Below are 13,062 nucleotides of genomic sequence, written 5' to 3' on the forward strand. Positions count from 1 at the left end.
CCTTGTATCCAAGGAGGATAGCTCACGGTCCGCGCTGCGGTATCTACGCCTTCGGCAGACGCAGGCTTGCGCGGGAGCGACGTTACTCGTCATACCCCAAGTTCGGCGCCAGCCAGCGCTCGGTCACGCGCATTTCCTGGCCTTTGCGGGCGTTGTAGCTTTCGACCTGATCCTTGTCGACCTTGCCCACCGCAAAATACTGCGCCTGCGGGTGAGCGAAGTACCAGCCGCTGACCGCTGCCGCCGGGAACATCGCGTAATGCTCGGTCAGGAATACACCGCTGATGCCCGGTTTACCGTCACCTTGGGTTGGGTCGAGCAGGTCGAACAGCACACCTTTCTCGGTATGGTCCGGGCACGCCGGGTAACCGGGGGCAGGGCGGATGCCGACATATTTCTCTTTGATCAGGTCTTCGTTGTCCAACTGCTCTTCAGAGGCGTAACCCCAATACTCTTTACGCACTTGCTGGTGCAGCCACTCCGCGCAGGCTTCGGCCAGACGGTCGGCGAGTGCCTTTACCATGATCGCGTTGTAGTCGTCGCCTTTGTCCTGATACGCCTTGGACACCTCTTCAGCGCCGATGCCCGCCGTGGTGATGAAGCCGCCCACGTAGTCGGTCACGCCGCTGTCTTTCGGCGCGACGAAGTCGGCCAGTGAGAAGTTCGGCTTGCCGTCGGTCTTGATGATCTGCTGACGCAGGTGATGCAGCTTGGCGAGCGGCTCGCCGTTGTCGTCGAGCAACTGAATGTCGTCGTGGTCCACCTGATTCGCAGGCCAGAAACCGAACACCGCACGGCTGCGAATCAGCTTCTCGTCAATCAGCTTGCGCAACAGTTCCTGAGCGTCCTTGAACAGCGAGGTCGCCGCTTCGCCCACGACTTCGTCGGTAAGGATGCGCGGGTATTTGCCCGCCAAGTCCCAGGAGATGAAGAACGGCGTCCAGTCGATGTAATCCACCAGCACGTTCAGATCGATGTCTTCCAGCACCTTGACCCCGGTGAAGGTCGGCGTGTGTGGCTGGTACTCGGCCCAGTCGAACTGCGGCTTCTTGGCGATGGCCGCGCTGTAGCTCAGGCGCTCGGTACGAGCGCTGCGGGCCGAGGTGCGTTCGCGAACTTCGACGTATTCGGCGCGAGTCTTCTCGATGAAGCCGGCTTTCAACTCCTTCGACAGCAACTGCGTCGCCACGCCAACGGCCCGGGAGGCGTCGGTGACGTATATCACGGCGTCATTGCTGTACTTCGGCTCGATTTTCACCGCCGTGTGCGCCTTGGACGTGGTCGCGCCGCCGATCATCAGCGGCAGGCTGAAGTTCTGACGCTGCATTTCACGGGCGACGTGGACCATTTCGTCCAGCGACGGGGTAATCAGGCCGGACAGGCCGATGATGTCGCACTTCTGTTCCTTGGCCACTTGCAGGATCTTTTCCGCTGGCACCATCACGCCGAGGTCGACGATGTCGTAGCCGTTACAGCCCAACACCACCCCGACGATGTTCTTGCCGATGTCGTGCACGTCGCCTTTCACCGTGGCCATGAGGATTTTGCCTTTGGCTTCCGGCTTGTCGCCTTTTTCGGCTTCGATGAACGGGATCAGGTGCGCGACTGCCTGCTTCATCACGCGGGCGGATTTCACCACCTGCGGCAGGAACATCTTGCCCGAGCCGAACAGGTCGCCGACCACGTTCATGCCGGCCATCAACGGGCCTTCGATCACTTCGATGGGGCGCGCAAACGACTGACGCGACAGCTCGGTGTCTTCGACGATGTGGGTGGTGATGCCCTTGACCAGCGCGTGCTTGAGGCGTTCGTTGACCTCCCAGCCGCGCCACTCTTCGGTCTCGGCTTCCTTCACCGAACCGTCGCCCTTGAACTCGTCGGCGATGGCCAGCAGCTTTTCAGTGCCTTCCTCATTGACGTTAAGGACCACGTTTTCCACCGCTTCACGCAGCTTGAGCGGGATCTCGTCGTAGATCTCCAATTGGCCCGCGTTGACGATGCCCATAGTCAGGCCGTTGCGGATCGCGTGCAGCAGGAACACCGAGTGAATAGCCTCGCGCACCGGGTTGTTGCCCCGGAACGAGAACGACACGTTGGACACGCCACCCGAAGTCAACGCATACGGCAGCTCGTCGCGGATGTAAGCACAGGCATTGATGAAATCAACCGCGTAGTTGTTGTGCTCTTCGATGCCGGTGGCGATGGCGAAGATGTTCGGGTCGAAGATGATGTCTTCCGGCGGGAAGCCGACTTCGTTGACCAAAATGTCGTAGGAGCGCTTGCAGATTTCCTTCTTGCGCGCTTCGGTGTCGGCCTGACCCGCTTCATCGAACGCCATCACCACAACGGCGGCGCCATAGCGCTTGCACAGCTTGGCGTGGTGGATGAACTGCTCGACGCCTTCTTTCATGCTGATCGAGTTGACGATGCCCTTGCCCTGAATGCACTTCAGGCCAGCCTCGATCACTTCCCATTTCGAGGAGTCGATCATGATCGGCACCCGGGAGATGTCCGGCTCGCCTGCGATCAGGTTGAGGAAGGTCACCATGGCCTTCTTCGAGTCCAGCATGCCTTCGTCCATGTTGATGTCGATCACCTGGGCACCGGCTTCGACCTGTTGCAGGGCGACTTCCAGCGCTTCGGTGTAGTTGTCTTCACGGATCAGGCGGGCGAAACGGGCGGAACCGGTGATGTTGGTACGCTCGCCGACGTTGACGAACAGCGAGCTGCGATCAATGGTGAACGGCTCCAGACCCGACAAGCGACAGGCTTTCGGAATGTCCGGAATGACACGCGGCGGGTACTTGGAGACCGCATTGGCGATGGCCTTGATGTGCGCCGGGGTGGTGCCGCAGCAGCCGCCGACGATGTTGAGGAAGCCGCTCTGGGCGAACTCTTCGACGACCTTGGCCATCTCGGCAGGCGACTCGTCGTATTCGCCGAATTCGTTGGGCAGGCCAGCGTTCGGGTGCGCGGAAACCTGGGTTTCGGCCTTGTTCGACAGCTCTTCCAGGTACGGGCGCAGTTCGCTGGCGCCCAACGCGCAGTTCAGGCCCACGGAAATCGGCTTGGCGTGGCGCACCGAGTTCCAGAACGCTTCGGTGGTCTGGCCCGACAGGGTGCGGCCCGAGGCGTCGGTGATGGTGCCGGAAATCATGATCGGCAGTTCGAATCCGATTTCATCGAACACGCCTTGCACGGCAAAGATCGCGGCCTTGGCGTTCAGGGTGTCGAAGATGGTTTCGATGAGGATCAGGTCCGCGCCGCCTTCGATCAGGCCTTTGGTGGCCTCGGTGTAGTTCTCCACCAATTCATCGAAGGTGACGTTGCGGTAGCCGGGGTTGTTGACGTCCGGCGACAGCGAGCAGGTGCGGCTGGTCGGGCCGAGCACGCCTGCGACGAAACGCGGCTTGTCCGGGGTTTCCAGGGTCTTGGCATCGGCGACCTTGCGCGCCAGGCGTGCGCCTTCGACGTTCAGCTCATAAACGAGGGCTTCCATGCCGTAATCGGCCTGGGATACCTGGGTGGCATTGAAGGTGTTGGTTTCGAGAATGTCGGCGCCTGCGTCGAGGTATTCCTTCTCGATGGCGCCGATCACGTCCGGGCGGGTCAGGACCAGTAGGTCGTTGTTGCCCTTGACGTCGCTCGGCCAGTCAGCGAAGCGCTTGCCCCGGTAGTCTTCTTCCTCCAGCCGATAGCTCTGGATCATGGTGCCCATGCCGCCATCGAGAATCAGAATGCGTTCCTTGAGAGCTTGTTGAAGTGCTTGAAGACGCGCGTTGCGATCTGACATTGGCTTACCCGGACGAAGAAATACGAAAAAAAGGGGACGCAGAAAGGTGCGAAATAATAGCAAACCTGTACGGTTTTAAACCGTCGCAGGATTTAGATGAATTCTGCTCATGTTGATGGCGGCTCGCCACGGGTAGAATCGTCGCAGGTTTTTTTCTTTCAGGACGTCCGTTCCATGTTGCATCGCGTGTTCGCCACGGTGTTGGCCCTTCTGTTATGCGGTGCGGCGCTCGCGCAATCACCTCTTCCGCCATCCTCTATCCCCCATCCGGCCATTTCCTACAGCCGGGACATTCAGCCGATCTTCACCGAGAAGTGCGTGGCCTGCCATGCCTGTAACGATGCCGCATGCCAACTGAATCTGGGCAGCGGGGAAGCGGTGTTGCGCGGGGCGTCCAAGGTGCCCGTGTATCAGGGCGAGCGCAGCCAGGCGATTGCGCCGACGCGGATTTTCTACGACGCCGAAGGCCCTGACGCCTGGCGCAAGAAAGGCTTTTATTCAGTGCTGGATGGCCAAAGCAATCAGGCGGCGTTGCTGTCGAAGATGCTCGAATTCGGCCACAGTGCGCCGCTGGTGCCCAACGCCAAGCTGCCGGACGACATCGTGCTGGGGCTTAATCGCGAGAACATGTGCCCGCTGCCTCAGGAGTTCGAGGGCTACGCCAAGTCGCACCCGGGTCAGGGCATGCCGCTGGCGGTCACCGGCCTGAGTGACGCTCAGTACACCACTCTGCAAACCTGGCTGGCCCAGGGCGCGCCGGTCGAGCAAACACCGGTGCAGCCGAGCGCGGGGGAAGCGGCGGAAATCACTGAGTGGGAAAACCTGTTCAACCGGCCGGGTTCCACCGAGGCGCTGGTAGCCCGCTGGCTGTACGAGCACCTGTTCCTGGCGCACGTCTATTTCACTGACGGCGAGCAGGGGCATTTCTTCCAGTGGGTGCGTTCACGGACGCCAAGTGGTCAGCCGGTCAACCTCATCGCTACCCGCCGTCCCGATGACGATCCGGGCACCACCTTTTATTACCGCCTGATGCCCATTCAGGGCGTCATCGTGCACAAGACCCACATCACCTACCCAATGGGGCCGCAGAAACTGGCGCGGGTGAAGCAGCTGTTTTACAGCGGCGACTGGCACGCCACGCAGCTGCCGGGCTACGGGCCTCAGCGCCGGGCCAACCCGTTCGACACGTTCAAGGAAATCCCGGCCGTGGCGCGTTACCAGTTCATGCTGGATAACGCCGAATACTTCGTGCGCACCTTCATTCGTGGGCCAGTCTGCCGAGGCCAGATCGCCACCGACGTGATCCGCGACCATTTCTGGGCGCTGTTCCAGGAGCCCGCCCATGACCGCTACATCACCGACGCGGTCTATCGCGGCAAGGCCACGCCGTTGCTGGCGATGCCGGGGCAGAACGACGACGTCGGCAGCGTGTTGAGCCTGTGGCACGACTACCGCAACAAGCGCAACGCCTATGAAGACCTGCGCAGCGACGCCTACGCGCACATGCCGCCACCGGGCTGGGCGACGCTGTGGGCGGGCAACGACAGTGCCTTGCTGACCATCTTCCGCCACTTCGACAGCGCCACCGTCAACAAGGGCCTGATCGGCGACCTGCCGACCACAGTCTGGCTGTTCGACTACCCGCTGCTGGAACGCACCTATTACCAGTTGGTGGTGAACTTCGACGTCTATGGCAACGTGTCCCATCAGGTGCAGACCCGTCTGTACTTCGACCTGATCCGCAACGGCGCCGAAGTTAACTTCCTGCGCCTGATGCCGGCCGACAAGCGCGACGACATCCTCGGCAGTTGGTATCAGGACAGCGGCAAAGTGAAGATGTGGCTGGATTATCAGGCCATCGACGACGACACGCCGACCGGCCTGAAGCTGGACGAAAAAGATCCCAAGCGCGACTTCGAACGCAAGCTGATCGAGCGGGCAGGGACGTTGAACGCTGCCCCTGATCCGATCAACCGCTGCACCGGCGCGTATTGCTCGCGTCCGGGTCTAGGGCCGGTATTTAGCGATGTGGAACAGTCGTTGAGCCGTCTCGTGTCGCGTCCGGCGGCGGGCTTGCGTGTCATCGACCAACTGCCGGAAGCGACGATGCTGCGGATTCAGGACGGAAACGGCAAACGCGTCGTCTACAGCCTGCTGCGCAACCGCGCCCACAGCAACGTCGCGTTCCTGCTCGGCGAGGCGTACCGCTACCAGCCGGGGCTGGATACGCTGACGATCTATCCGGGTGTGTTGAGCAGCTACCCGAATTTCATCTTCAACATCCCGGCCAACGAAGTGAACGCGTTCGTCGACGCAATGGAGCAGGCCCGCGAGCACAAAGCGGCCTTCGAGAAGATCGTCGAGCGGTGGGGTGTACGCCGCAGTCATCCGCTGTTCTGGACGTATTTCCATGACCTGGACCGCTACATTCAGGAGACCGAACCGCGAGAAGCGGGGGTGTTGGACATGAACCGGTATGAGAATCTGTAAACGGCTTCATTGACTGGCCACGTTCCTCCTGTAGGAGCCGGCTTGCTGGCGAAGGCGTCGTGTCAGGGTTGAATGCATCTGCTGACACACCGCCTTCGCCAGCAAGCCGGCTCCTACACTTTTTTGCGCCATCCGAACGCGCTGCGTCACCCCATTTTCGTTGAGTGAAACCCGAAAAGCCTTATAAAACATGGCCTGCAGCCATTATGCAGCCCGTCAGTCCTGCCGAACCTTTTTGCAAAACACGCAGTCGGACCCCGTAAGCCGTTCCTTCATCGTGGGCATTTTTGATGTCCAGGGGCGTGGGTCAAACCCGAGCAAGCAAGAGGTTACAGATGTTGATTTCGGTTCAAGCCCTGCGGGCACTCGCCGCGTGGGTCGTTGTGTGTCACCACTTCATGCAGATTTTTTTCGACTTTCATCCCAGCGGCCCGGTCGGCCGGTTTTTCACTGAAAAAGGCGCCGTCGGCGTCGACATCTTCTTCGTCATCAGCGGTTTGGTGATTTACCTCTCGACGGTGGACAAAGACATTCCCGTCCGCCGCTTCATGCTTAACCGCATCATTCGCATCGTCCCTGCTTATTGGCTCTACACGCTGGTCATGGGCTTGCTGGTCGTCGTCGCGCATCCGCTGCTGCCGCACCAGGTGGTCGACTGGCAAAGCTTCATTCTGTCGCTGATGTTTATCCCCTCGGAAAACCCTGGCGGCTACGGGCTGTACCCGACGCTGAACGTGGGTTGGACGCTGAATTACGAGATGCTGTTCTACGTGCTGTTTTCGATGGTCTTCCTCTTTCAGCAGCGTTTGCGTCCGCTGATCATCGCCGCCGCGCTGTTTGCAGTAACCGACGTGCTGGGCCGCTCCGGCCTGATCAGCCGGTTCTACGCCAACGACATCGTCTACGAATTTCTGCTCGGGATCGGCATTGGCGTCATCTACCGCCGTGGCTGGATCACCGAGCGTCTGTGGTTGCCACTGATGGCGATTGGCGGGGCGCTGCTGACGATCAAGCAGTTGCCACCGGACGTGCGCATCATCAATTGGGGCCTGCCGAGCGCGGTCATCGTTGTGGCGTGCATTTCCCTCGAACCCTACCTGCGCGGCAGTCGTTTGCTGAAAACCATGGGCGATTGTTCGTATTCGGTGTACCTGCTGCACGTGTTGGTACTGTACGGCGGCTGGCTGGCGACCAAGCGTTTCGGGCTGAACCCGTACGCAGCGTTCGCGGTGTGCGTGCCGGTCATCGCGTTGGGTGCGTGGCTCAGTTACGAGTGGATCGAAAAGGGCTTGTATCGCCGCATGAAGGGATGGCTGGACAGTCGCCGGGCGCTCAAGGACGCGGCTGCGTTGTCGTGAAGGGCGGTGTGACGGGCGGGATGAAAGTGGCTCGCAGGTGCATTACCTGACCGATTTACTAGGACTTTGTCAGTTGCCGTGGAATGGCGTAAACTCCGTCCCACGTCTGCGAGGAATTTTCATGACCGCTATTACTATTACCGATGCCGCCCACGATTACCTGGCCGATCTGCTGCAAAAGCAGAACACCCCCGGCATCGGCATCCGCGTGTTTATTACCCAGCCTGGCACCCAATACGCTGAAACCTGCATCGCCTACTGCAAGCCGGGCGAAGAGAAGCCGGAAGACAAGGCCATTGGCCTGAAGAGCTTCACGGCGTGGATCGACTCGTTCAGCGAAGCGTTTCTGGATGACGCGGTGGTCGATTATGCGACCGACCGCATGGGTGGCCAACTGACGATCAAGGCGCCGAATGCGAAGGTGCCGATGGTCAATGCTGACAGTCCGATCAACGAGCGCATCAATTATTACTTGCAGACGGAGATCAATCCGGGTCTGGCGAGTCACGGCGGGCAGGTTACGCTGATTGATGTGGTTGAGGAAGATGAGGCAAACATTGCTGTGTTGCAGTTCGGTGGCGGTTGCCAGGGCTGTGGGCAGGCGGATGTGACGTTGAAGGAAGGGATTGAGCGTACGTTGCTGGAGCGGATTCCCGAGTTGTCGGGTGTGCGTGATGTGACGGACCATACTCAGAAAGAGAATGCTTACTACTGAGTGATGGGTGTTATCCAGAAAGCCTGCAGAGATGCGGGCTTTTTTATGGGTGGCGTTTGGGGGATTGGGGTTTGGGTACGGTAAGGGCGGGTGTGTTGTGTGCTTGGGAGTGGGGGCATACCCGGTTTTTCCGTCGCGACTGGCTAAGGTTCCGCCCTTACGGCGGGTCACTTTTGGCAAGAGCGCCCCAAAAGTAACCAAAAACGCTTTGCTCCTGGTTTGGCCCTGACTTCGTCAGGGTTCCCTCACTTCGGCGACGCTCCGTGGGCCCGCGCCGAACGGACATCCATGTCCTTGCGGCGCTCTCGCGGCATCCATGCCGCTCGACCCACTCCGCGCACCTGCGTTCGGCCTGCACCCAAGTCGCGTTCTGCGGTGTCTGGACTGGCGAGGGAGAAGATCAAAAGCGATCTGGCTGGAGCTAACGCTCATCGCGGGATAAGGGTGTATGCACGGCTTCGCTCCTTGCACGATCTTCAAACTGTGGGAGCGAATTCATTCGCGAAGAAGGTTCAGACGATGGAGATGGGGTGGCTGTACCGGCCCATTCGCGAATGAATTCGCTCCCACAGGACTGGCTTTTTCCATCCGGCCGCGGCACACGTTGATCCTTGTAGGAGACGCCGGAGGTTACGACGGCAGCGAAGGCGGACGATCAGACAACCCCCGTTTCACAGGCCTCAGCTGAAATATCACGGCCTGTACACATGCGCATGCCCTGCGCGGTACAGCGATGATTCGCTAAAGGCGTCGTTGCCGAGCACGCGGCCGACGAGGATTAGTGCCGTTCGGCGAAAGCCTTTGGCAGCTACCTTGCCTTCAATATCGGCGAGGGTGCCGGTGACCCAGTCCTGGTCCGGCCAGCTGGCGCGGTGGACGACGGCGATCGGGCAGTCTTCGCCGTAATGGGGCGTGAGTTCAGCGACGATTTTGCCGAGGTTGTTCACGCCCAGGTGGATGGCCATGGTGGCCTTGTGTCGCGCCAGTTCGCTCAGTTCTTCGCCCTCAGGCATGGCGGTTTTGTCGCCGTAGCGGGTGAGGATGACGCTTTGCGAGATGTCCGGCAGGGTCAGTTCGGTGCCAAGCAGCGCGGCGCAGGCGGCGGTGGCGGTGACGCCTGGGATGATTTTGAAGGGGATGCCCAGTTCGCGCAGGTGACGAATCTGTTCACCGATGGCGCCGTAAAGGCTGGGGTCGCCGGAGTGGACGCGTGCCACGTCTTGGCCTTGTGCATGAGCAGATTTCATCAAGGCGATGATCTGTTCGAGGTGCAGTTCGGCGCTGTTGGTCACCTGAACGGCTTGATGACCCTCTAAAACGGCCTCGGGCACCAGCGATCCGGCGTAGATGATGACGGGGCATGTGCGGATCAGGCGCTGGCCTTTGACCGTGATCAGGTCAGGGTCGCCGGGGCCTGCGCCGATGAAGTAAACGGTCATTGAATCTCCAACGTATAGCGGGGTTGATCCTCTGTGGGAGCGAATTCATTCGCGAAGGGTGGGTACAGCCAATACATCTCTAGCGCCCGAACCGCTTCGCGAATGAATTCGCTCCTACAGAGACTGCATCGCCAAATGCGTCATGGGCTGGCGGCCAACGCAAACGTGGCCCGTGAGCTGTTTCGCCGTTCGATCACCAACCTCGCCGACGACCCGCCCAACCGCGCCGCCATCGCCAGTGCTGCGCTTTCGGCCACGCCGTAGCAGCCGGTGCTGTCGAACGCAATCTGCGAATGATGACTCAGCCGCGGCTCAAACGCTGTCAGTTCTTCGGCGCTGAAGAACGCCAACGGCAGGCCCAGCCGTTCAGCCAGTTCCAGCAACCCCGCCTCTGACGCTTTGCTGTCGATAGAGGCGAGGGCGGTGATGTCGGACAGCGACAAGCAATGTTCCAGCAGGCTGACCTCTATCAACCCTTGCAGCACTGACGCCGGGCAATCGCGCTGGCAGCCGAGGCCGATCACACGAATGTCCGGGTTCATCAAGCGTGGCTCAACTCGGTTGCGGTCAGTTGCGCGTTGTAACGACGGAACAGCCAGGCGCTGATCAGGCCCATCGCGACCCAGAATGCGGCGTTGGTCAGCAGCGAAGCGATCTTGAATTGTGCCTCCAGCGCTTCAGGGGCCAAAGCCGAATGAACCTCCGGCTGCGGCGCACCGATCACGTGAGGCACGACCAGAATCGCTGCGCCCAGCACTTTCAGCAGCCAATGGCGGGCGAAGACGATCAGCGCCAGGCCGACGGCGGTTGACGCTGCGGTGCTGACCCACCAGGTCTGGCGCAGGGTCAGGTCGGCGGCGGCGGTGCCCGGTAATTCAGGCGGCAGACCGAGGGTCGGCGCGAGGACAAACACCGCGAAACCGGCCAGCCCCCACAGCGCGCCTTCGCGAACGCTGTTTGGCGTGCGCAGTGTGTACAGCGCCGCGAGCATCAGGGCGAAACCGACCGCGACCACCAGGTTGCCGCCGGTCGTCGACAGCACGCGCTGCCAGCCGTCTTCCGGTTCCCAGGCTTCTTCGTCATGAACGTGGGCCGCCATGGCGCCTTCGGCGTGCGCGTGCTCATGCACTTCTGCAGCGGCAGGGGCGTGTTCGTAGGTTTCCGCTTCGAGGATCAGTGGCGCGACCCAGAAGCTTTGCAGCAAGGTCAGCAACAGGGCGGCGAGCAGTCCGGTGAAACCGGCCGTTTGAGCGATTCGCTTGAACATGGCGGCAGGTCTCAGTGGCAAGGGAAGGCGGAACTGTGACGGGTGTCGTGGGCGGCGTTGTGCACGGCGGCGATGTGCGAGAAACCGGCGAAGTAGACCAGGCAGGCGCCAAGGATCATCGCGCTGATGGCGGCAGTGAGGCGTTGGCTTTGGGTGCTGGCAGTGCTTGCGGATTGGGATGTGGTGCTGATCGACATGGCGCTTCCCTCTGAGGTCTCAGCGAAGGGAAGGCGCAAAGCAAACCACTGACCGACGTCAGTAGCCAACTCAACAGCGCCCGCCCACCGCGGGTTTGTTATGTGAATGTGTCGGGCCGGTCTCCGGGCTTGCGAGGGGCAGTGGACCTGCCGTCAAGAATCACCTTCCCGTGCCGCAATGACACAGTGGATCTGATTCTTCGCTCGCTTACCGTTGCGGGGGCAGCGCCGGACTTGCACAGACAAGAGGTCTGCACGCACCGGTTTCCCGTTTCACCCTGTGAAGGGCACCCGTAACAAGGCGTGTAGGAGACCACGGAGCCGGTTGGCAGTCAATCGCAGCGCCGTTTCCTCGTTGACCTTCCCCCGGCCACTGCGTAGCCTTGCGCACTTGAGGTTCGCTGCTCTGCTTGAGTCGGACGCGGCGCTAAGAAGGGAATGTGGTGCAAGCCACAGCTGCCCCCGCAACTGTAAACGGTCATGTTCATTGCACAGCCACTGCGCGAGCGGGAAGGCGCGATGAATGCGTCTGATCTGGCAACCCTGCCAGCCATTCGCCGCCGTGAGCCAGGAGACCTGCCTCGAACACGGGCCTGTTTTTCAGACAGCCCGACGCATTCTCAACACAACCGGGCGGGGTGATCCGGTGGCGAATTGAACGGCAGGCCTGTCTTCTGCGAGGGCAACGCGGTTCTCGTCCTGTTTGCCCGCCGCTGCGCCTGAGGGCAACCATGAAAACACTGGCCAAACTTCCCGTCACCATCGTCACCGGCTTTCTCGGCTCGGGCAAAACCACGCTGCTGCGCCACATGCTCGACAACGCCGAAGGCCGTCGCATCGCGGTGATCGTCAACGAATTCGGCGAGCTGGGCATCGACGGTGAAATCCTCAAGCAATGCACCATCGGTTGCACCGAAGAAGAGGCCAACGGCCGCGTCTACGAACTGGCCAACGGCTGCCTGTGCTGCACCGTTCAGGAAGAATTTTTCCCGGTGATGCAAGAACTGGTTGCCCGTCGCGGCGATCTGGACCACATCCTCATCGAAACCTCGGGCCTGGCGCTGCCAAAGCCGCTGGTCCAGGCTTTCCAGTGGCCGGAAATCCGCAACGCCTGCACCGTTGACGCCGTGATCACCGTGGTCGACAGCCCGGCCGTCATCGCCGGCACCTTCGCCGCCTTCCCGGATCAGGTCGATGCCCAGCGCAAACTCGACCCGAACCTGGACCACGAATCGCCGCTGCACGAACTGTTCGCCGACCAACTGGCCAGCGCTGACCTCGTCATCCTCAATAAGGCCGACATGCTCGACGCTGCTGCCTTGGCTTCCGTGCGCGCCGAAGTCGCCGAAGAACTGCCGCCTGCGGTGAAAGTCATCGAAGCCAGCAACGGCCAGCTGCCGATCAGCGTGCTGTTGGGCCTGGGTGCCGAATCCGAGCTGCACATCGATGGCCGCAAGACCCACCACGATCATCACGACGGCGATGACCACGACGACCACGATCACGATGCTTTCGATTCGATCTCCATCTCGCTGCCCCAGGCGGACGAAGCGCTGTTGCTCGACGCGCTGACCCAGGCCGTCGTGCAGCACGGCATCCTGCGCGTCAAAGGCTTCGCGGCGATTCCGGGCAAGCCGATGCGCCTGCTGGTGCAAGGCGTCGGCACCCGTTTCGACAAACACTTCGACCGCGCGTGGAAAGCCGATGAAGAGCGCGTCAGCCACTTCGTGCTGATCGGTCAGGAACTGGACGCTGCCGTGCTGGAAGCCCAGCTGCGCGCCGCGCTTGAGATCAAAGGCTAAC

Annotated in this window: 9 protein-coding genes and 2 riboswitches; of the genes, 4 read left to right on the top strand and 5 right to left on the bottom strand. The window is 61.0% G+C overall.

What is annotated here, in order from left to right; translation table 11 throughout:
• Positions 1-82: 82 nt before the first annotated feature.
• Positions 83-3,793 (bottom strand): methionine synthase, encoded by a 3,711-nt coding sequence (gene metH / locus AAEO81_RS14715; protein ID WP_341964310.1) that lies wholly within the window; start codon positions 3,791-3,793, stop codon positions 83-85.
• 174 nt (positions 3,794-3,967) lie between these two features.
• On the opposite strand from metH, the gene AAEO81_RS14720 reads away from it, so the two are divergent.
• The 3 genes from AAEO81_RS14720 (at position 3,968) to nfuA (ending at position 8,356) form a co-directional block, all read left to right on the top strand.
• On the top strand, positions 3,968-6,283 hold the full coding sequence (locus tag AAEO81_RS14720; RefSeq protein WP_341964311.1) for a fatty acid cis/trans isomerase: 2,316 nt from the start codon (positions 3,968-3,970) through the stop codon (positions 6,281-6,283).
• Positions 6,284-6,618: 335 nt separating this feature from the next.
• A complete protein-coding gene (locus tag AAEO81_RS14725) occupies positions 6,619-7,641 on the top strand; it encodes an acyltransferase (protein WP_341964312.1) in 1,023 nt (340 codons plus the stop codon).
• A gap of 121 nt (positions 7,642-7,762) precedes the next feature.
• Positions 7,763-8,356, top strand: coding sequence for a Fe-S biogenesis protein NfuA (nfuA, locus tag AAEO81_RS14730; protein WP_120126365.1), 594 nt, complete (start codon positions 7,763-7,765; stop codon positions 8,354-8,356).
• A 692-nt stretch (positions 8,357-9,048) separates the two neighbouring features.
• Here nfuA and cobM read toward each other — a convergent pair.
• From cobM to AAEO81_RS14750, 4 genes are all read right to left on the bottom strand, one after another.
• The gene (gene cobM, locus AAEO81_RS14735) at positions 9,049-9,795 is read right to left on the bottom strand and encodes a precorrin-4 C(11)-methyltransferase (RefSeq protein WP_341964313.1); all 747 of its coding nucleotides are present in this window, start codon (positions 9,793-9,795) and stop codon (positions 9,049-9,051) included.
• Positions 9,796-9,935: 140 nt separating this feature from the next.
• The gene (locus AAEO81_RS14740; RefSeq protein ID WP_341964314.1) at positions 9,936-10,337 is read right to left on the bottom strand and encodes a cobalamin biosynthesis protein; all 402 of its coding nucleotides are present in this window, start codon (positions 10,335-10,337) and stop codon (positions 9,936-9,938) included.
• On the bottom strand, positions 10,337-11,062 hold the full coding sequence (locus tag AAEO81_RS14745) for a CbtA family protein (RefSeq protein WP_341964315.1): 726 nt from the start codon (positions 11,060-11,062) through the stop codon (positions 10,337-10,339). Before AAEO81_RS14745 ends, AAEO81_RS14740 begins: the two co-directional genes overlap by 1 nt.
• An 11-nt stretch (positions 11,063-11,073) precedes the next feature.
• The gene (locus AAEO81_RS14750) at positions 11,074-11,259 is read right to left on the bottom strand and encodes a CbtB domain-containing protein (protein ID WP_166598057.1); all 186 of its coding nucleotides are present in this window, start codon (positions 11,257-11,259) and stop codon (positions 11,074-11,076) included.
• A gap of 96 nt (positions 11,260-11,355) precedes the next feature.
• Positions 11,356-11,569, bottom strand: a riboswitch (cobalamin riboswitch).
• 67 nt (positions 11,570-11,636) lie between these two features.
• A riboswitch (cobalamin riboswitch) is annotated at positions 11,637-11,858 on the top strand.
• Positions 11,859-11,990: 132 nt separating this feature from the next.
• Between AAEO81_RS14750 and cobW the strand changes: the two genes are divergently transcribed.
• Positions 11,991-13,061: a cobalamin biosynthesis protein CobW gene (gene cobW, locus AAEO81_RS14755; RefSeq protein WP_341964316.1), complete on the top strand. Its 1,071-nt coding sequence runs from the start codon at positions 11,991-11,993 to the stop codon at positions 13,059-13,061.
• The last annotated feature ends 1 nt before the right edge of the window (position 13,062 follow it).

This window comes from Pseudomonas sp. RC10, from assembly GCF_038397775.1.
In the GTDB taxonomy this organism is placed as follows: Bacteria; Pseudomonadota; Gammaproteobacteria; order Pseudomonadales; family Pseudomonadaceae; genus Aquipseudomonas; species Aquipseudomonas bambusae.